Source organism: Psychrobacillus sp. FSL H8-0487, from assembly GCF_038008385.1.
GTDB lineage: Bacteria > Bacillota > Bacilli > Bacillales_A > Planococcaceae > Psychrobacillus > Psychrobacillus psychrotolerans.
The window spans coordinates 3,720,195-3,738,943 of sequence record NZ_JBBOZA010000001.1 but is presented as its reverse complement, the minus strand read 5'-3'; the positions used below and the strand labels follow the sequence as shown (position 1 = coordinate 3,738,943).

General features: G+C 37.5%; 20 protein-coding genes and 1 riboswitch. Of the genes, 10 read left to right on the top strand and 10 right to left on the bottom strand.

Annotated features, from left to right (window positions below):
- Positions 1-9: 9 nt before the first annotated feature.
- Complete coding sequence (locus MHI47_RS19150) at positions 10-618, top strand: class I SAM-dependent methyltransferase (protein ID WP_340831903.1); 609 nt, start codon at positions 10-12, stop codon at positions 616-618.
- Between the two features lie 175 nt (positions 619-793).
- On the opposite strand, the gene MHI47_RS19145 is transcribed toward MHI47_RS19150, so the two are convergent.
- The gene (locus MHI47_RS19145; RefSeq protein ID WP_340831901.1) at positions 794-2,719 is read right to left on the bottom strand and encodes a translation factor GTPase family protein; all 1,926 of its coding nucleotides are present in this window, start codon (positions 2,717-2,719) and stop codon (positions 794-796) included.
- Between the two features lie 98 nt (positions 2,720-2,817).
- On the opposite strand from MHI47_RS19145, the gene MHI47_RS19140 reads away from it, so the two are divergent.
- Positions 2,818-2,994, top strand: a complete 177-nt coding sequence (locus MHI47_RS19140; protein WP_093537944.1) for a hypothetical protein — start codon at positions 2,818-2,820, stop codon at positions 2,992-2,994.
- A gap of 40 nt (positions 2,995-3,034) precedes the next feature.
- Here MHI47_RS19140 and MHI47_RS19135 read toward each other — a convergent pair whose 3' ends face one another.
- Together MHI47_RS19135 and MHI47_RS19130 are read right to left on the bottom strand one after the other, a co-directional pair.
- A complete protein-coding gene (locus tag MHI47_RS19135; protein WP_340764182.1) occupies positions 3,035-3,262 on the bottom strand; it encodes a hypothetical protein in 228 nt (75 codons plus the stop codon).
- Between the two features lie 52 nt (positions 3,263-3,314).
- Positions 3,315-3,446 carry a hypothetical protein gene (locus MHI47_RS19130; protein WP_340771192.1) on the bottom strand — a complete coding sequence of 44 codons (132 nt, stop codon included), beginning with the start codon at positions 3,444-3,446 and terminating at the stop codon, positions 3,315-3,317.
- A gap of 36 nt (positions 3,447-3,482) precedes the next feature.
- Positions 3,483-3,671, bottom strand: a riboswitch (cobalamin riboswitch).
- Between the two features lie 176 nt (positions 3,672-3,847).
- Here MHI47_RS19130 and MHI47_RS19125 point away from each other — a divergent pair.
- Positions 3,848-4,648 carry a serine hydrolase gene (locus tag MHI47_RS19125; protein WP_340771191.1) on the top strand — a complete coding sequence of 267 codons (801 nt, stop codon included), beginning with the start codon at positions 3,848-3,850 and terminating at the stop codon, positions 4,646-4,648.
- 76 nt (positions 4,649-4,724) lie between these two features.
- Here MHI47_RS19125 and MHI47_RS19120 read toward each other — a convergent pair whose 3' ends face one another.
- Positions 4,725-6,386, bottom strand: coding sequence for an FAD-binding dehydrogenase (locus MHI47_RS19120; protein WP_340831900.1), 1,662 nt, complete (start codon positions 6,384-6,386; stop codon positions 4,725-4,727).
- 140 nt (positions 6,387-6,526) lie between these two features.
- Between MHI47_RS19120 and MHI47_RS19115 the strand changes: the two genes are divergently transcribed.
- From MHI47_RS19115 to MHI47_RS19105, 3 genes are all read left to right on the top strand, one after another.
- Positions 6,527-7,477 (top strand): TRM11 family SAM-dependent methyltransferase, encoded by a 951-nt coding sequence (locus MHI47_RS19115; protein WP_340832101.1) that lies wholly within the window; start codon positions 6,527-6,529, stop codon positions 7,475-7,477.
- Between the two features lie 25 nt (positions 7,478-7,502).
- On the top strand, positions 7,503-8,147 hold the full coding sequence (locus MHI47_RS19110; RefSeq protein ID WP_340831899.1) for a LytTR family DNA-binding domain-containing protein: 645 nt from the start codon (positions 7,503-7,505) through the stop codon (positions 8,145-8,147).
- Positions 8,148-8,369: 222 nt separating this feature from the next.
- Complete coding sequence (locus MHI47_RS19105) at positions 8,370-9,884, top strand: acetyl-CoA hydrolase/transferase family protein (RefSeq protein WP_340764174.1); 1,515 nt, start codon at positions 8,370-8,372, stop codon at positions 9,882-9,884.
- 68 nt (positions 9,885-9,952) lie between these two features.
- Here the strand turns inward: MHI47_RS19105 and MHI47_RS19100 are convergent, their stop codons facing one another.
- Positions 9,953-10,765 (bottom strand): YitT family protein, encoded by an 813-nt coding sequence (locus MHI47_RS19100; protein ID WP_093538028.1) that lies wholly within the window; start codon positions 10,763-10,765, stop codon positions 9,953-9,955.
- Positions 10,766-11,161: 396 nt separating this feature from the next.
- Here MHI47_RS19100 and adh point away from each other — a divergent pair, with 396 nt between their 5' ends.
- The 4 genes from adh (at position 11,162) to MHI47_RS19080 (ending at position 14,553) form a co-directional block, all read left to right on the top strand.
- On the top strand, positions 11,162-12,682 hold the full coding sequence (adh, locus tag MHI47_RS19095; RefSeq protein WP_340831898.1) for an aldehyde dehydrogenase: 1,521 nt from the start codon (positions 11,162-11,164) through the stop codon (positions 12,680-12,682).
- A gap of 23 nt (positions 12,683-12,705) precedes the next feature.
- Positions 12,706-13,062, top strand: a complete 357-nt coding sequence (locus tag MHI47_RS19090; RefSeq protein ID WP_340764170.1) for a DUF779 domain-containing protein — start codon at positions 12,706-12,708, stop codon at positions 13,060-13,062.
- 88 nt (positions 13,063-13,150) lie between these two features.
- A complete protein-coding gene (gene nfsA, locus MHI47_RS19085; protein WP_340831896.1) occupies positions 13,151-13,882 on the top strand; it encodes an oxygen-insensitive NADPH nitroreductase in 732 nt (243 codons plus the stop codon).
- 35 nt (positions 13,883-13,917) lie between these two features.
- The gene (locus MHI47_RS19080) at positions 13,918-14,553 is read left to right on the top strand and encodes a DNA alkylation repair protein (RefSeq protein WP_340771528.1); all 636 of its coding nucleotides are present in this window, start codon (positions 13,918-13,920) and stop codon (positions 14,551-14,553) included.
- A gap of 57 nt (positions 14,554-14,610) precedes the next feature.
- On the opposite strand, the gene MHI47_RS19075 is transcribed toward MHI47_RS19080, so the two are convergent.
- The 5 genes from MHI47_RS19075 to MHI47_RS19055 all read right to left on the bottom strand — a co-directional run bounded on the left by MHI47_RS19075 (position 14,611) and on the right by MHI47_RS19055 (position 18,738).
- Positions 14,611-15,696, bottom strand: a complete 1,086-nt coding sequence (locus MHI47_RS19075; protein ID WP_340831894.1) for a CAP domain-containing protein — start codon at positions 15,694-15,696, stop codon at positions 14,611-14,613.
- A gap of 14 nt (positions 15,697-15,710) precedes the next feature.
- A complete protein-coding gene (locus tag MHI47_RS19070) occupies positions 15,711-16,247 on the bottom strand; it encodes a superoxide dismutase family protein (protein WP_340764165.1) in 537 nt (178 codons plus the stop codon).
- Positions 16,248-16,350: 103 nt separating this feature from the next.
- Positions 16,351-17,523 carry an MFS transporter gene (locus MHI47_RS19065; protein WP_340831890.1) on the bottom strand — a complete coding sequence of 391 codons (1,173 nt, stop codon included), beginning with the start codon at positions 17,521-17,523 and terminating at the stop codon, positions 16,351-16,353.
- 188 nt (positions 17,524-17,711) lie between these two features.
- On the bottom strand, positions 17,712-18,107 hold the full coding sequence (locus tag MHI47_RS19060; RefSeq protein ID WP_340771170.1) for a MarR family winged helix-turn-helix transcriptional regulator: 396 nt from the start codon (positions 18,105-18,107) through the stop codon (positions 17,712-17,714).
- A gap of 148 nt (positions 18,108-18,255) precedes the next feature.
- On the bottom strand, positions 18,256-18,738 hold the full coding sequence (locus tag MHI47_RS19055; protein WP_340771168.1) for a hypothetical protein: 483 nt from the start codon (positions 18,736-18,738) through the stop codon (positions 18,256-18,258).
- Between the last annotated feature and the right edge of the window lie 11 nt (positions 18,739-18,749).

The window sequence follows — 18,749 nt, the reverse complement described above, 5'->3', positions numbered from 1 at the left end:
GGGGAACGTGTGAAAGAACAAGATCATGACAGATTACTACGTATTAAGACAGAAGGTGTAAGAGAATGGCAGCACCAATCGTCTCATTATAATCGATACGAAGCGACCCCATATTCCGCATTGGAGATTCTTTTTGACGAATATGACGAGTGGAAATCAACAGATCGCTTTGTAGATTTTGGATGTGGCAAGGGGAGGTTCCCATTTTACGTTTATCACCATTTGCATGCTTCAGTGGTTGGGGTAGAAATGAATGGCCAACTCTATCAGGAGGCAATGGAGAACTTAGCTAAATATATGGAGCGTGCTAAAAGTTCAAGAGCTTCGATTCAGTTTGAACATATATTTGCAGAAGGGTATGACATAGAAAAGGAAGATAATCGATTTTACCTTTTTAATCCGTTTTCTTTGCAAATTTTTCAAAAAGTTATAGATAATATCCTACGGTCAGTTGAAGACCATCCTCGATCTGTGGATGTCATTCTCTACTATCCAACCTCAGAATATAGTCACTTTCTCGAAATTCAAACAGTATTTGAATTATGGAAGGAGATTCGCCTTCCTGGTTTATATGAAGAAAATAATAATGAACGGTTTTTAGTTTTCCGATTAGATTAAATATAAAACACTCCGCTTATAGTGGAGTGTTTTTGTAGCTTCCAACCATTGGCAATTTCTCGTTATCTGCTAGTATGTCCCATACTGTTTCTACTGGTGTTCGAACTGTTTTTCGTATTGTGCGGTATAGTTCCTATTTTCTTTTTCTGCTATCATGAATTATTCCTTCTTAAGATTATAGGCAATGCATTGCTGCTTCCGCCTCATGCCAGTAGACAGGATATCCTTTTCCTTTAGCGCAGAAAATAGATGTAGATGTATACTCAGGGTCTGCTTCTTTGTTATAACCAAGTGTGTCAATTATCTCCTCAGTATTATGACAGCGATCGTAACCTCCATAAACTAAGCTAAGAGATCCCTTGCCATGGGTAAAAGATGCGAATGTCGTACTGTAATTCATAAAGGTCGCTACGGGTACTCTTCCTTTTATGAAAACATTATCTCCACTATTTTCTGGAGGTTCAAAGCTTCCTGCTGCTTGTTGGATATCAGAGAGTATTCGACCGATTAAGTCCATATTTACTTTAATCGTAAAATCATAAAATGGCTCTAAAAGTATATTTTCCGCTTTTTCCAGACCTTGCCGAAGTGCACGGTAGGTTGCTTCTCGAAAGTCTCCACCGTGTGTATGCTCATTATGTCCGCGTCCTGTGAGTAAAGTAATTTTCACATCAGTTAAGGTGGAGCCTGTTAGTAAACCGTGATGATCTCTTTCGAAAAGGTGGTGCTTCACTAAGTTTTGGTTGCCTGTCGATAGATCATTCGCATGACATATATTTGTAAAGGTAATTCCGCTATTTCTTGCAGCAGACTCGATTAGTAAATGCACTTCTGCATAGTGTCTTAAAGGTTCAAAATGACCATATCCATGTACGGAGTTACCAATAGTTTCTTTGTATAGAATTTTAGGCTCTCCAAAAGATACGTGGAAACCAAAACGCTCCAAAACAATTTGTTCGAGTACTTCTAGTTGAATAACTCCCATTACATGAACGTGTATTTCTTGAAAGTACTCATCCCAAAAGATACGTAAAGAAGGGTCTTCTGCATCTAATAATTTAAAGCAACGTAATATTTCCTTTACATGTACAGAAGCATCAAAGAGTACTTTAGATTTTAACGTTGGAATCATATCAAATTCAGTTTTCTGGGCGAATACACCGAGCCCATCCCCAATGGAGGCATTTGTTAAGCCAGTAACAGCTACTAGTTCACCTGCTATAGCCTGATCTGTAGTTTTAAATTTATTGCCGCTATATTGGCGGATTTGCGTTATTTTTTCAGTTTGTTCATTGTAAGTTACACTGTCGCGTACTTTCAATGTCCCATTCACTAACTTCAAATAGGTAACACGATTCCCACTTTCATCATGTCTTATCTTATACACCTGTGCTGCAAATACATCGTCTGATTTATAGGAAGTAGTGGTTAACGAATCTAGTTTTTCTAGAAATTCGACAATACCTATATCTTTCAATGCTGAACCACTAGCACAAGGAAAGATTTTGTTTTCTTTCACCATTAGTTTAAGCGTTTGTGTCCATAAGTCTTTATCGAATCCACTGTCCATATAAGTTTCTAAGAGAACTTCATCTCGCTCTGCAAGAAATTCAATTAGTTCTTCGTCAAAAGATGTCGTTATATCACACACATTTTCTGATAAGGTGGAGCGAATTTCAGCAAGAACGCTTGTTGGATCCGTGCCTTCATAATCGGTTTTATTGATAAAGAAAAAGGTAGGGACATGGTGTTTTCGCAGTAATTGCCAAACAGTTTCCGTATGTCCTTCAATGCCGTCTACAGCACTAATAATAATGATGGCATAGTCCATCACTTGGATAGCACGTTCCATTTCTGGAGAAAAATCGACGTGTCCCGGAGTATCGATAATATAGTAGGTAGAATTGTTGTAGGTAAAGATTCCTTGATCGGCAAATATAGTAATTCCTCTATTTTTCTCTATAGTATGACTATCAAGAAACGAGTCTTGGTGGTCCACTCGTCCTCTATGTCTAATGGTATTTGTATGGTAAAGCAGTTGCTCTGAAAAAGTAGTTTTTCCAGCATCTACATGTGCAAGAATTCCAATAGTTTTGTGCATGTACTCACCTCTGAACTTAATTATAGCAAATTAGGGCGAAAACACCTGTATCAGTGCTATACTAGATAGACTAACAACGTAGAAAGAAGGTACAATTCATGCAATATTCGAAATCGAAAATGGAAGAACTAGTGAAATATAGCCCAGAGTTAAGCAAACGTTTAAAAGAGGTTATGAAGGAGCATGATTTAGAGAAAAGCTTTGCTTTAAAAGCTCTTTATCATTCTGAAGTAAAAGACGGCGGTAAATTTCAAAGAGACTATCAAGACCTATAAAAAAGTGAACCGATTCAAAATCGGTTCGCTTTTTTTTTATTTAATCTTCTTTCATTCCTGAAATCTCACCTTTAATTTGTTTATATGCTTTTTGTAAATTGAGTACATATTTAGTTTTGTCTTGTTCGTGTATTTCTGAGATAGTATCAATTTCTTTTCCAAAGGCTTCAAATATCAAATCCAGTGAAATGGATGAGCTTCCAATATTATTAGTCATTAATACATTTTTAAATCTATTTATATAATCTTCTTTCGTGCCGATAGTCATTTCAACATTCCTTTCTTCAACATAAAAAAGCATCCTCTTTTAAAAGAAGATGCTAGTTGGATATGATTGGTTGTTGTCGAGACGTTTGAAACGTAACAAAATACACACCGAAAAGAGTCAATATCTCCAGTGTTTTCATTGCGCTTTTTCGTACGACAGCAATTTCAAGCATTTGCTTGTTCATAGCTGCACTTAACACCCCCTATCCGCGTAGGTTTTTGGTGTGTACTTGAAATAGGCAGGTCTCCTGGCTCATGGTCATCGCTTTTCTATCCTTCCCATAATGACATACAGTGGATATAGTAGAATTGATCCCATTTACAGTTGCGGGACAGCGTCGGTTTTTCACCGACTTCCCTTTTAAGTTCATTTACTTTTGTAAACGAACACCTAAGTCTACACATTATTCAATTGTTCTTTTACTATAACATAAAAAATTTAATATTCAGTTGATAGAAAGTTAAAACCGAGCTTTATTGTAAATCTATAAATCTATTTGCTTTTTATAGTTTATAATTAATGTAATATTCAAATAAGTGTTAGTCTATAATAAAATAAATAGATTTTCTATAGGGGGGAAGAATTGTGGAAGAGCTTGTGAGCAAGGTACAAAAACTCGTAGAACAGTCAAAAGGCACTTGGGGAATCGTCTTAGAGGACTTAAATTCAGGGGAGAAATGGGAACATAATGAACAGGAGCTTTTTTATGCGGCAAGTGTCATTAAGGTACCAATCATGGCCTCAGTTTATAGAGCAGTGGACCGAGGAGACTTGTCTTTAATGGACTTAATCATCCTCAATGAAAAAGAGTATGTGGGAGGTTCTGGTGTATTGCAACATTTTACTCCAGGATTATCTCTTCCCCTTCAAGACATCATAATGCTGATGATTATTCAAAGTGATAATACGGCAACTAATCTACTAATCGACCTTGTAGGAGTTGACGATATCCAAAATTCTATGAAGGAAGCAGGAATGATATATAGTACTTTTTATAACAAGCTCATGTTGAGTAAGTCTAATCCCAAAGGTGCTAATCGGATAGCAGCAGTGGATATAGCTATACTTTTACATAAGATGGCTATGGGAGATTTAGTGAGTGGTAAAGCAAGCCGTCAAATGGTAGAAGTGATGAAGAAACAACAGGTACGTGATTGTTTACCTGAAAGGTTACCGTCTCCATACTCTAATTTTGATTATGGGATGACGCCATGGGAGTTAGCCAATAAGACTGGATGGATTCCTGGAACACGTCACGACGCTGGAATCTTTTATGTAGGGAACCGAAAGTTAATTGCAACGGTTTTATCAAAGGATGAAGATGATTTACTTTCGAAACGAATTCTTGCTCAAATTGGAGAAGAAATATACAAATACTTACGGTAAATTGGTTAAAGACGACATGGATATACAACGCATGTCGTCCGTAACTAATTCAGAATAGGAAACTTCAGTAATCGAGTTAAGTTTGATTTAGGCTACGAACTAAGGCCCTTCCTGCTTCTCTTCCTGTAAAGATACAACCACCTAAAAATGTCCCTTCTAAAGAGCGATACCCATGAACTCCTCCTCCACCAAAGCCAGTTACTTCACCGGCAGCATAAAGACCAGGGACGGCAAGGCCTTTATCATTTAGTACCCGGCCGTCGAGATCAGTTTGCAATCCACCAAGTGTTTTCCTAGTCACAATATTTAACCGAACAGCAATTAAAGGACCATTTTTAGGATCTAATAATTTATGGGGAGATGCTACACGTATTAATTTATCACCTATATAGTTTCGAGCTCCTCGAAGAGCCGTTACTTGAAGATCTTTTGTAAATTTATTATCCATTTCACGGTCTCTAGCTAGTAGTTGGTTCTCAATATGTTCTAAGTTTAAGAGATTATCGCCAGTAATTTTATTCATCCCATCTACTAGGTCGGATAAATTGTTAGATACTATGAAATCTTCTCCATTTTCCATGAAGGCCTTCACTGGAGCAGTGGGTCCTGGTAAAATTCGCTTCAAAACCTGTTTGATACTTTTCCCCGTTAAATCTGGATTTTGCTCAGATCCTGAAAGGGCAAATTCTTTTTCAATAATTTTCTCGGTAAGTATAAACCAAGAGTAGTCATACCCAGTTCTTTGGATAGCCTCTAGCGTTCCTAAAGTATCAAAACCAGGGAAGTTTGGAGCAGAGAATCGTTGTCCTGTGGCATCTAACCAGATGGAGGATGGGCCTGGCAATATACGTATTCCATGAAGTGGCCAGATTGGATTCCAGTTTTTAATACCTTCTGTATAATGCCACATGCGATCTTTATTTACTAAGCGACCACCAGCTTTCTCTGTAATGGCTAGCATTCGTCCATCCACGTGTTCTGGCACTCCAGAAATCATACGTTTAGGAGGTTCCCCAAGCCGTGAAGGCCAGTTTTCTCTTACCAGTTCGTGGTTAGCGCCAATTCCACCACTCGTTACCATTACGTATTTAGCTACATATTGAAAATGGCCAACCACATCTCTTGGGCTTGGTTCTCCACGACCAGCAGAACTAGGAGTCAATAATGAACCACTCACACCAATGACCTTTCCATTCTCCATGACAAGTTCGTCTACTTGGTGTCGAGGTTTATATTCTACATTTCCTTTGGATATGGCAGCTCGAACACGAGTTTCAAAAGGTTTCACAATACCAGGTCCGGTACCCCATACGATATGAAACCTTGGTACTGAGTTTCCATGTCCATCTGCAAGATAGCCTCCTCGTTCCGCCCAACCTACTACGGGGAAGAATCGAACACCCTGTTCGTGAAGCCAATCACGTTTTTCCTCGGTTGCAAACCGAACATAAGCTTCCGCCCATTTCAACGCCCAGTAATCTTGATCCTCTTCCCGATCGAACCCAGCTGTTCCAAGCCAATCCTGCCATGCGAGTTCATATGAGTCCTGAATACCTAATCTTTTTTGTTCTGGGGAATCTACTAAAAATAATCCTCCAAATGACCACCAGGCTTGACCTCCAAATGATGCTTCAGACTCTTGATCCAGTAGTAAAACTTTCTTTCCTGCATCCGCAAGTTCAGCGGTAGCAACAAGTCCTGCTAGTCCAGCACCGACTACTATGACATCCCACTCCATCCATATCCCTCATTTTCCAATAATTCTGAAACCTATTTTTATTATATTCTATAAAATTATGAATTACTATTCACTGTTGTAAAAATGATTTGAACGGTGACCCATGATATAATAGAGGCACTATTGGAGGGAATATATTGATGAACAACAGCCGACAACTGGCATTTATATATACATATGCTTATAACGAGGCCGAACGCTCTCTGTGTCATTTAGAGATGCGCTCTTTTTTTGACAAAGACACCGAAACAAAAATTTTAAAGAGTTTCATAAAAATTGATCCTAGTAGAAGTCCTTTTATGAAAGGAAGACTAGAGGTTTTAGCTGAAGGGGACAAAGTGGAGGAAATTATCTCCCAAGCACCCAATTTTGGTTCAGAAAAAGAAACGAATAAAGTAATATTTTTAAAGATAAATGACCGCCAAGGAAAAGATAAGGTGGAGAATGCGGAGAGGCTTCGTATAGAAAGAGCCATTGGAAGTGATATGCAAGGTAACTTTGATCTACAAAATCCGGATCAGTTATTCGCTGTAGTGCCATTTGAAGGTCGTTGGTATTTCGGGTTATACACGAAAAGCGAACCTATTTGGTTTAATCATATGAAGAAACCGCGAGAGTATTCTACTGCACTAAGTACAAGAGTTGCCAGAGCAGTAGCGAATATTGCAGTTCCACATCCGAAAGGTATTCAAGCTATTGATCCTTGCTGCGGTATTGGTACGGTACTAGTAGAGGCATTATCTATGGGGATTGATATTGTAGGAAGAGATATTAACCCGCTTGTATGTGAAGGTTCTAGGGAAAATATAGCATACTTTGGACTGACTGGAGATGTTCGAAAGAGTGCAATTGAAGACATCGAAGAGATGTATGATGTCGCAATAATAGATTTACCGTATAATTTATATACAAATGCTTCTTGGGAAGACCAGTTTACTATTTTAAAACACGCTCGTAGAATTGCCAAAAAAGTAGTTATCGTTACGATTGAGTCAATGGATGATCGACTAAATACTGTAGGTTTGCATATCACAGACCGGTGTATAACGAAAAAACAACAATTTACACGTGAAATAGTCGTTTGTCAGTAGATTAACTAAAAAAGGGGATGGAAGGATGAAGGATTTATCCATAGTTGCCTTATTAAATGTAATTGGTGAACTATTTTCAGATGAAGTGTCTATTGCTGTTACTGATACAGAAAAATATATTTATTATCGCCCTAGTAAACGTATCGATTTAAAGATTCTTCCTGGAGATTTGTTAAAGGAGGAAACTTTAGCTTATAAAGCATTGCAAAGTAGACAAAAGGTATCGGAATTTATCAATCGTGAGGTTTTTGGTGTCCCATATCATGGAATGGCCGTTCCTTTCTTACATAAAGGGGAACTAGAAGGTTGTGTGCTAGCTATTTACCCGGCATTTACAGAGGGGAAATCTGTCATAACTATCAAAACACAAGACGGTTGGATTCCAACTCCTTTTTCCGATGTAATTTACTTAGAGGCAAAAGATCGTAAAACTCATATTGTAACTACATCTTTCAAAGGAAATCATACTAACACACTTCAAGAATTTGAGTATAGATTGCCAAGAGAAATGTTCATACGTTGTCATCGTTCTTTTATCGTTAATGTACATCAAATTAAAGAGATTTTTCCGGATACACATTCAACTTTTGTACTAGCTATGGCAAATGGAGAAAAAATTTCTGTTAGTCAATCTTATGCAAGTTATTTCCGGAAATTGTTGGGATTTTAATACAAAGCGCTTGAATAAGGGGTAATTACTCTGACATTCAAGCGTTTTTTTTGTTAATTTCTATAAAAAGCGCTTAAATATCACTGTCTAGGGAAATTTGTTCTGTTCTGGTATGAATATATTCTGTTTAGGACAAATAAAATGTGTCTTCGACAAGTTTCAACAAAATTGTGACAAAAGGGGGTAAAATAATTTAAATGCACTTTTTGAGGGGGATACTTTATGTTTAACAATTTGGATCGTGTTAAAGATATTAGTTTACATAATTTAGTAGTAGGAGCAGAAGAAGCTGCTTCATGGATTCAACATGGGATGACATTAGGGTTAAGTGGATTTACACGTGCGGGAGATGCGAAAGCGGTTCCATTTGCACTAGTAGAGAGAGCGGCCAATGAATCATTTAAAGTGAATATATTTACAGGTGCTTCTTTAGGATCTGATATTGATAAATTACTATCCGAAGCAGGAATTGTGCATAAACGCTTACCTTTTCAAGCGGATGCAACGATGCGCAAACATATTAATACAGGAGATCATTTGTTTGTGGATCAGCACTTATCTCACACAGCGGAGTTAATACGTTCGGGTGTATTGCCAATTATTGACTTTGCAATTGTGGAAGCGGTTTCAATTACTGCAGATGGAATGATTATTCCAACCACATCTGTAGGTAACTCTACAACTTTTGTCTCGCAAGCAAAAAATATAATTATAGAAATTAATGTAGCACAATCGGAAATGTTAGAAGGCCTTCATGATATATACGAACCTGCAGATCCAGGAAGTAGATTACCAATTCCTTTATCAAAAGTAGAGGATCGTATTGGTCAAATAGGAATTCCTTTTGATGCATCTAAAGTAAGAGGAATCGTGTTTACTAACAATTTGGATTCACCATCTCCTATTGTCCCACCCGATGAAGAAACAGAGGAAATGGCCCAACATTTAATCGGTTTTTTGCGTCAAGAAGTGAGCAATGGTAGATTAACTAATAAGTTAGCTCCAATTCAAGCGGGTATAGGTTCTGTTGCCAATGCTGTGCTTGGCGGCATGATTAACTCGGAATTTGAAGATCTACAAGTATATTCGGAAGTTCTTCAAGACTCCGTATTTGAGCTAATCGATGCTGGCAAAGTTAATTTTGCTTCTGCATGTTCAATAACACTTTCACAAGAAATGATGGATAAAGTGTATGGTAACTTGGAGGAATATCGAGATAAATTAGTGTTACGACCACAAGAAATTACAAACCATCCGGAAATCATTCGTCGTTTAGGGCTTATTTCTATTAATACAGCTTTAGAGTTCGATATTTACGGAAATGTTAACTCTACACATGTATCTGGTACCAAAATGATGAACGGAATCGGTGGTTCAGGCGATTTCGCTCGTAACTCTAGAATAGCTATTTTTGTAACTAAATCTATTGCCAAAGGCGGTAACATATCCAGTATTGTACCTTTCGTGGCTCATGTCGATCACACGGAACATGATGTAGATGTAGTCGTAACAGAGCAGGGCTATGCAGATCTTCGGGGTTTAGCGCCAAGAGAACGTGCAGAGTTAATCATTAATAACTGTGTACATCCGATGTACAAAAGGCAGTTACAAGATTACTATGAAGAAGCATTAACTAGAGGCGGTCAAACTCCGCATGTCCTAGAAAAAGCATTTTCATTCCATACAGATCTGGCGAAAAATGGAACGATGCTCAGTAAAGAAAAAGCTTTAATATAGAAAAAAGCCGACTCATTTGAGTCGGCTTTTTCTTCAGCTACAGCATAAAGCTTGTCGGAGCTTACAGTCTAATGAATATCTTTCTTTTTAAAGCGGCCTCCTCGAACCTCAGCAATATTACCAACAGCTAAAAAGGCATGACTGTCTATTTCTTCCACAATGGATTTTAGTTTTGCTTCCTCTAATCGAGTGATTACGGTGAAAATGACTTTTTTATTATCCCCAGTGTATGCTCCTTCACCGTGTAAATAAGTTAATCCACGACCCAACCGGTCCATAATTGCATCACCGATATCTTCTATATTTTCACTAATGATATAGACAGATTTTGACTCATCTAATCCTTGAATTACAATATCAATCGTTTTAAAAGCAATAAAATATGCTAAAAACGAATACATAGCCTGTTCCCAAGTAAAAACAAAACCAGCAATTGCAAAGATGACAAGATTTATAATCATGATGATTTCTCCAACTGAAAATGGAGTAGCCTTGTTAAATAAAATAGCAAGTATTTCGGAACCATCAAGGGAGCCGCCATAACGAATAACTAGCCCAACACCTGTTCCTAGAACGATACCTCCAAATACAGTAGCAAGTAGTAAATCAGGTGTAATAGCATCAATATTATGGAGGAAAGAAGTACATATCGATAGAATTGTTATGCCAAATAATGTGGATAAAGCAAAGGTTTTTCCTATTTGTTTATATCCGAGGAAAAAGAATGGGATGTTCAGGATGAATATAAAAATACCTAAACGAACTCCAGTTAGGTGGGAAATAATGATGGATACCCCTACAACACCACCGTCTAATATTTGGTTAGGGACTAAAAATAGTTCTAAGCCAATAGACATTAAGATAGCACCTATTGCTATCATTAATAAGCGAACAAATACGACTTTCTTAGGGGTACTTCGGTGGGGAGTTTTGATAGGTTTGATTTCACATGTTAAATCACTCAACGTTAATCTCCTCTTTCCTGAAAGTAATCATATATTTATTTTATAGAAAAAATCTATAGATAGGAAGGAAGAATTACTGACCTTACTAAAAGAAGTGAGAATAGTAATATTGAAAGTTCTATTTCTAAAAGGGACATTGTAGTCAATTTTAATATTTAATGAAACCGTTATTATTGTAATATTCCATATAGTCTGTCAAAATGACGGTAAGACTATTTTTTTATTTTAATAGTTTTGAAAGCGCATACATAGATTGCGTCTTACATAATATATGGAATGTGCTAAATAGATATGAAGGGGAGGAAATAGAAAATGGTTTATGCATTTCCGAATACAGAAGGCTCGAAGGTTTCGTTTAAGGACAAGTATGAAAACTATATTAATGGCGAGTGGACACCCCCTGTTAAAGGACAATACTTTGAAAATGTTACACCAATTACAGGTAAAGTATTTACACAAGTTGCCCGTTCTACTTCAGAAGATATTGAGCTAGCATTGGATGCAGCACATGGTGCTAAAGATGCGTGGGGCTCCACTTCAGTTGCGGAAAGAGCAAATATCTTAAATAAAATTGCGAATAGAATAGAAGAAAACCTTGAATTGATAGCAGTAGCTGAAACTTGGGATAATGGGAAAGCAGTTAGAGAAACGTTGAATGCGGATATCCCACTAGCTATTGACCATTTTCGCTATTTTGCTGGTGCCATTCGTGCACAAGAGGGTGGTTTAAGTCAAATTGATAATGATACCGTTGCTTATCATTTCCATGAACCATTAGGAGTGGTAGGACAAATTATTCCTTGGAATTTTCCTCTTCTAATGGCTGTATGGAAGCTAGCACCGGCACTTGCTGCCGGGAACTGTGTGGTCTTGAAACCAGCAGAACAAACACCAGCATCTATCCTAGTGTTGATGGAACTAATTGGAGATCTTTTGCCGCCTGGAGTAGTAAATATTGTCAATGGGTTTGGATTAGAAGCTGGAAAGCCTTTAGCATCAAGTCCACGAATTAGTAAGATTGCATTTACTGGGGAAACTACGACTGGACGTTTAATTATGCAATATGCATCGCAAAATTTAATACCAGTAACGTTAGAGCTTGGTGGGAAATCACCAAACATATTCTTCGAAGATATTATGGACGAAGATGATGCATTTTTGGATAAAGCGGTAGAAGGGTTTGTTATGTTCGCCTTGAACCAAGGAGAGGTATGTACTTGTCCTTCGCGTGTTCTAATACAAGAATCTATTTATGATAAATTCATTGAACGCGTCATAGCGCGCGTGGAAGCTATCAAAATAGGAAATCCACTAGATCCATCTGTCATGATGGGAGCACAAGCTTCAACTGAACAAATGGAGAAAATCCTTTCTTACTTAGATATTGGAAAGCAAGAAGGAGCAGAATGTTTAATCGGTGGAGAACAAAACAAATTAGACGGAGAACTAGCAGAAGGCTACTATATAAAACCGACAGTCTTTAAAGGAAATAATAAAATGCGTATTTTCCAAGAAGAGATTTTTGGACCTGTTGTTTCGGTAACGACATTTAAAACAAAAGAAGAGGCACTAGAAATAGCTAATGATACGTTATACGGTTTAGGGTCTGGTATTTGGACACGTGATATGAATACTGCATATCGTTTTGGACGTAAAATTCAAGCAGGTCGTGTATGGACAAATTGTTATCATCAGTATCCTGCACATGCAGCATTTGGTGGATACAAAATGTCGGGTATTGGTAGAGAAAATCATCTAATGATGCTTAATCACTATCAACAAACGAAAAACCTTCTTGTAAGTTATAGTGAAAACAAGCAAGGCTTCTTCTGATGCTGTAGAAAGGGTGAGTGTAGATGGTTGAACGCGTAATTGCTACTGACGCTGCACTAGAACTCATTGATCTATTGAAAGTTAAGCACGGACCTTTGATGTTTCATCAATCTGGTGGTTGTTGTGATGGTTCTTCTCCTATGTGTTATCCGGAAGGTGATCTAATCATAGGTGACCAAGATGTACTTCTTGGAAAAATTGGGGATGTTCCATTTTATATGCACAAAAGTCAGTTTGACTATTGGAAGCATACGCAGCTAATCATAGATGTAGTGGTAGGTCGTGGTGGAATGTTCTCCTTGGAAGGTGTAGAGGGAAAACGATTTTTAACAAGATCTCGAGCATTTACACAAGAAGAAAACAATCAATTACAAGTATGAATGAAGCGAAGTAAAGAGTGTATAACTCTCTACTTCGCTATTTTCGGTTATACTAAAAGTAATTTTATGATGAAAGAGGGTTCTTACTTTGGTTCAAGAATTATTAAGAAAGCATTCGTCTGTCAGAAAGTATAAAGATTATACATTAACAAAAGAGGAAGTATCCGAACTTGTGGAGACTGCTCAGCATGCTGCTAGTTCACATTTCGTGCAAGCATATAGTGTTATCTGGGTAAGTGATGAACAGAAAAAAGCAGAACTAGGTAGATTATCTAAAAATCCCACGCAATTTGAAACTGCTGGAGCGGCATTATTATTATGTGCTGATTTTCACCGTTTACAGGTGGCAGGTAAATTACAGCAAACAGATATTGCTATAGATACAACTGAGAATGTGTTAGTAGGAGCAGTTGATGTTGCTCTTTTTGCGCAAAATTTAGTCATTGCAGCAGAAGCAAAAGGTTTTGGTATTTGTTATATAGGGGGAGTACGTAACGAACCAGCAGCAATTAGTCAATTGTTTGAATTGCCAACAGGAGTATTCCCTCTATTTGCTATAACTCTTGGTATTCCAGATCAGCAAAATGAGGTCAAACCTCGTTTGCCAGTGACTGCAGTATTACATGAAAATAACTATAATAGTGCCAAATATGAAGTGTTATTACCTGAGTATGATCAAACAATGGAAGACTATTATAAAAGTCGTGGCTCCAATCAGAAAACCGCAAATTGGACTAAGTCGATGGCTGAATTCCTGGAGACGCCTAGAAGACCTCATATGGCAGAATTTTTGGCGAGTAAAGGATTTACTCTCAAGTGAAAAAAGAGTGGACAATAGAGCAAGTTAAAGGTTATATGGAGCCTAAACGAAATGATGAAATCGCACTACCCATGGCCAAGTATATGAAAAATCATTTCCCCTTTCTTGGGATTAAAACACCAGAACGTCGACAGCTTTTTAAAGCGATGACTAATGAAATGGAACTTCCACCGTATGAAGATATGGAAAAGGAAGTATGGGGATTGTTCCAGTTAGAAGAACGAGAATATCATTACATAGCAATTGAATTATTATCCAATTATAAAAAACAGTTAGCTGTAAAGGATCTACTGTTTTGTCTAAAACTCATTGAAATGAAATCTTGGTGGGATAGTGTAGATTCTATCGCTCCTAAAATAGTAGGGGATATTGTCCTGGCAAACAGAATGGAAGGAGAAGCCGTGATGGTCGAGTGGGCCAAGTCCTCGAATAGGTGGACGAATAGAGCATCTATTTTACATCAGTTAAAATACAAGGACAAAACAAATGAAGAGTTATTATTTGCGACCATTCAACGTCATGCAGAATCAAAAGAATTCTTTCTTCAAAAATCCATTGGCTGGGTATTGAGGGAATATGCTAAAACAAGTCCCCAAGTAGTGCAAGAATTTGTTGGAAGTCATACACTTGCTCCCTTAAGTAAGAGAGAAGCGTTAAAACATTTTAAATGAGTAAACAAAAAGAGGTTGTCCCTAAAAATCAGTGAACACTGACTTAGAGACAACCTCTTAGTTCGTGAAAAAGTTTTCTGTGTAGTAAGGAGTCGATTTTTTATCAAAAGCGGTGCCGACACCAAGATTTTGGTAATGAACACTTAAAATGTTTTTCCGATGTCCCAATGAATTCATCAATCCCTCATGAGCAAAAATACTACTAGTTTGTCCATATGCTAGATTTTCTCCGGCATAAGAGAAACTCAGTCCATCTTCCTCTAATCGATTAAATGGAGATTTTCCTTCTAGATTTTCATGACTAAAATAGTTATGAATTGCCATATCCTCACTATGTTTTCGAGCGGTGTTGCTCACACTCTCATCGTAAGATAGAACAGAAAGACCATGAACTACTCGAGCAGCATTCGTAAGATCAAAAAGCTGAAATTCAAATCCTTTCTTCAGTTCGTCCGAAGGTACCCCAAAAGTAGATTTATGATTTTTTTCTACAGATTTTTCGACTACTTGAATGGCTGTTATTGTATTATCTTCATGGAGATCATAGAAAAAAGTTACATAGTTATTATCAATTAAGAACAAATCATATTCACCTGCATCAGGTAGGAGGTAGATGATATTCCCTTTTTTCAGTTTCTTAATAGGCTCATCCAATTGTGAGATTACTTCTTCCCTAGTACTATTCATTTGTAGACCTAAAAAAGAAGATTCAGAAGGCTGATTGGTAAACATGGCATTTACCCGGTTGTTACTATCATAGGAAACCATCATAAAGTTTTGATAGTTTTCATGATAGGTATGCCATACTAAACTATATTCATTTAGACTAACTCGTTTAGCATTACCATGAATTTTCTCAATCTCACTTTTTTTCATCCCTATTTTTATTTCGTCTAACTCAATTCCAGTACCTGGTAAAGTTTTTTGATCTGATGCTGCAATATGAGAGGCTGGTTCATCTTTTGCCTGCATCCAGTATGCTTTTACTTCATCCAAATATTGTTCTACTTCCAGTGAATCAATCCAGTCGTCCACGGGGTTTAGGAATGCCAGATCAACGTATTCTACTGTGTACTCTTCCCATAAAGGTCTAGTAAAGAATAGCGCTATAACAAAAAGTAGTAACCAGCCTATTTTTCTCATGTTAAACCTCCAAACTACTTGCTAATTTCCCCGCATACAATTCTTCCACCAGAATTTCCGGAAGGATCCGTTTTATAATCATCCGCATTTTCATGAATAACAAGGGCACTTCCATCAGCATCTAATAATGAGTTGCTTTTTCCTGCAGTCAAAACAACCGCCGGAGATACAGTTTCTAACTCTACTGTACCATCTTCTCCAACTTCAATGTTTGGTAAGTCTCCTAAATGATAGCCTTTTGCATTTTCAAACCCGTGCTCTTTTCCAGTTGGATTAAAGTGAGCACCCGCGGATTCAAAGGTAGGTTTTTCGCAGCTTGCCTTTTCATGGAAATGAATTGCTTTAATGCCAGGAGTAAGACCCTCTGCTTTTAATAATATATGCACTCCTTTGGAATGCTCGGACAAAGTGGCTTTCCCTACTTCTTTACCTTCTGTATTCAATAATGAAACCTGCACTGCATCTTTTAGATCAGCGTCTGCAGAAGGGAAATTACACCCTCCTAGTGCCGTGACTGCTATTAGTAATGGAATTACGATTTGCTTTCTCATGTATTGTCCTCCTTGAAATACTTTAATGGTTCCAGTATTACCAAAATAAGGGCTTTTATATACATAGATTAAAAACTAACTAATAAAGGGTACACCCTCTATGCTATACAGGACGTGGTCCTTTTTTTACTCTTACAATAAACAGAACCAGTGCAATAATGAGAGATATAATAGAGAAGAGATATAAATTTTGATAACCAAGTCGAGTGGCGATAAGTCCTAAAATGTAAGAACCTATAGCTAGACCAGTATCAAAAAGCGTGAAAAATGTTGCCGTAGCGTATCCACTACGTTCATGCTTCGTGGACTGAATTGCAAGTGTTTGAAAACTCGGAACTACAGCACCATAACCTAGGCCGATAAATGCACCAGAGAGTAAGAAAAGGAATGGGGAGTTCATAAAAGCAAGTAAGGCAAGTCCGATCATGAACGAGACAAGCCCTGGAATAACAATATATTTTGGTCCCTTTTCATCGAAGATTCGCCCTGTAAATGGTCGTGTCGCTAACATCACGATAGCAAAGACAGCAAAAAAGCTACTAGTTAAGTGAAGTACACCTTTTTCTTGGGAGTAAATAGATAGGTAAGAAAGTACACTAGCATAAGAAAAAGCAACTAAACTGGCTATTAAAGCAACAGGTAATGCCTTTTTTTCAAAAAGATCATTCCACGTTAACTTCGATCTAGGGGAAGTAACTTCCACTTTTTTACCCTCAGGTATTAGTAATGCTGCGATGGAGCCAATTAGAAGCAAAACCGTTAAAGATAAAAACATGACATCATAGGAAAAAGATTGCATAAGGGTCAAAGCTATTAACGGCCCGATTACAACTGCTAAATTCGTAGACATCGTAAAATAGCCTAGTCCAGCACCACGTCTAGAAATAGGAATATTATCTGCAGCCATCGAACCACTAGCGGTAGTAGCAATACTAAAGAAAATACCTTGTACAAATCGTAGTACTAACAAGCCTTCAAAAGGTTCAATAAAATAATAAAGGCCTGTACATACTAAGTACAGGAACAGAGTAAGCCATAATACCTTGCGCTTTCCAATTAGGTCTAATATTTTCCCAGAAAAAGGACGAGTAACAATTGCAGAAACTAAAAAGATAGTCATTAATAGACCCGCATCTTCGTCTGAGCGCGATAATACATCTGTAGCGTAAAGTGGAAGTGCCGATACAAGTCCATAAAAAATTATAAAAATAGAAAAGTTTGTAGTAAACAAACTTATAAATGCTTTCGTCCATATAGGCTCTTTAGTTTTTAACATAATAATCCTCCTGTATATCTCGTATTTATGGTCTGAACAAAGGGAGTCCAGTAATCCTACATTGGCGTCCATATCATCGTAAGAGTTCAGAGATATACTAACCCATCAAAGCACGAAGTAGAACCTAGAAGATGCCACATGTGGCTTCGTCTAGGTCAATCGCTTCCTTCTAACTTTAATTTATCTCTTTATTTTACCTTTTGTAGCAGTTCAAACAATTGAAGTTCTTCTTCTTTGGACAAGCCATTGAGAACTCGTTCCTCAAATTCCTTCATCGCTTCGTTGATAACTGGAAACTGTTGTAGCGCATGTTCAGACAGTTTTACAATTTTTTCTCGTCTATCTTTACCAGAAGAGATTTCAATCCAACCAAGCTCAGCTAATCTATTAACCGTTCTTGTAATAGTGGGTGCTTCTACGTTTAAGTATTTCCAAATCTGTGTCAATGTCATTTCATTATGCTTTTGGATACAGTAAAGAACTGACCACTGCGAAGCGAATAAATTAAATTCTTTTAAAGTATGATTAACTTCCTGTTTTAAAAAACGATATTTTTGAAAAAGCTCGTGAATAAGTGGATTCATTGAGTGAAACTCTCCTTTTATGTAAATCCAAATTACTTAGCTAACTAAATATATGTTACGGCGAAAAATAATATTTGTAAAGAGTACATAGTTATGCTATTTAAGTGAAATAAAAAAACCGAGCAATATGCTCGGTACATTTTCTAGATTAAAAACATTGAAAAGAGGAAATTCTCTCCAAATCTGTTCCGTAGTAAGTCCACATGAATCCGTTCCATCTAAACCCTGATACAGATCTTCTGCCGACAAACGTAGGGTAAAGCCAAAAAGAATTGCCGTTATTCAGCCAGACATACGTATTGCGGAATAGACAACCTCGGATGGAACCAGGATCTACAGCAAATACCCCGACACTTTGTCTTTGTGGAACGAAAGAAGGTGGTGGGCTAGTCGGAGCTCCTTGTTGACCGCCTTGTTGACCACCTTGTTGACCCCCTGGTGGAAAGCTAGGAGGGAATGATGGCCCTTGTTGTTGACCAAACGGAGGGAAGAAGTTCCCAGGAAATTGTTGATTTCCAAATGGTGGCATCATACTTCCAGGAAACTGTGGATTTCTAAATTGTTGTCCTTCAATAGGTGGAAATCCTTGGGGACCGCCTGGACCTTGTGGAAAAGGAAATTGATTGTTCATTGCTTAATCCT

What these genes read in the sequence shown, in the direction of transcription:
- MHI47_RS19145 (WP_340831901.1), bottom strand. Translation starts at nt 2,719, where the DNA reads ATGCACAAAACTATTGGAATTCTTGCACATGTAGATGCTGGAAAAACT.
- MHI47_RS19140 (WP_093537944.1), top strand. Translation starts at nt 2,818, where the DNA reads ATGCAATATTCGAAATCGAAAATGGAAGAACTAGTGAAATATAGCCCA.
- MHI47_RS19135 (WP_340764182.1), bottom strand. Translation starts at nt 3,262, where the DNA reads ATGACTATCGGCACGAAAGAAGATTATATAAATAGATTTAAAAATGTA.
- MHI47_RS19130 (WP_340771192.1), bottom strand. Translation starts at nt 3,446, where the DNA reads ATGAACAAGCAAATGCTTGAAATTGCTGTCGTACGAAAAAGCGCAATG.
- MHI47_RS19120 (WP_340831900.1), bottom strand. Translation starts at nt 6,386, where the DNA reads ATGGAGTGGGATGTCATAGTAGTCGGTGCTGGACTAGCAGGACTTGTT.
- MHI47_RS19115 (WP_340832101.1), top strand. Translation starts at nt 6,527, where the DNA reads ATGAACAACAGCCGACAACTGGCATTTATATATACATATGCTTATAAC.
- MHI47_RS19110 (WP_340831899.1), top strand. Translation starts at nt 7,503, where the DNA reads ATGAAGGATTTATCCATAGTTGCCTTATTAAATGTAATTGGTGAACTA.
- MHI47_RS19105 (WP_340764174.1), top strand. Translation starts at nt 8,370, where the DNA reads ATGTTTAACAATTTGGATCGTGTTAAAGATATTAGTTTACATAATTTA.
- MHI47_RS19100 (WP_093538028.1), bottom strand. Translation starts at nt 10,765, where the DNA reads ATGATAGCAATAGGTGCTATCTTAATGTCTATTGGCTTAGAACTATTT.
- adh (WP_340831898.1), top strand. Translation starts at nt 11,162, where the DNA reads ATGGTTTATGCATTTCCGAATACAGAAGGCTCGAAGGTTTCGTTTAAG.
- MHI47_RS19090 (WP_340764170.1), top strand. Translation starts at nt 12,706, where the DNA reads ATGGTTGAACGCGTAATTGCTACTGACGCTGCACTAGAACTCATTGAT.
- MHI47_RS19080 (WP_340771528.1), top strand. Translation starts at nt 13,918, where the DNA reads ATGGAGCCTAAACGAAATGATGAAATCGCACTACCCATGGCCAAGTAT.
- MHI47_RS19075 (WP_340831894.1), bottom strand. Translation starts at nt 15,696, where the DNA reads ATGAGAAAAATAGGCTGGTTACTACTTTTTGTTATAGCGCTATTCTTT.
- MHI47_RS19070 (WP_340764165.1), bottom strand. Translation starts at nt 16,247, where the DNA reads ATGAGAAAGCAAATCGTAATTCCATTACTAATAGCAGTCACGGCACTA.
- MHI47_RS19065 (WP_340831890.1), bottom strand. Translation starts at nt 17,523, where the DNA reads ATGTTAAAAACTAAAGAGCCTATATGGACGAAAGCATTTATAAGTTTG.
- MHI47_RS19060 (WP_340771170.1), bottom strand. Translation starts at nt 18,107, where the DNA reads ATGAATCCACTTATTCACGAGCTTTTTCAAAAATATCGTTTTTTAAAA.
- MHI47_RS19055 (WP_340771168.1), bottom strand. Translation starts at nt 18,738, where the DNA reads ATGAACAATCAATTTCCTTTTCCACAAGGTCCAGGCGGTCCCCAAGGA.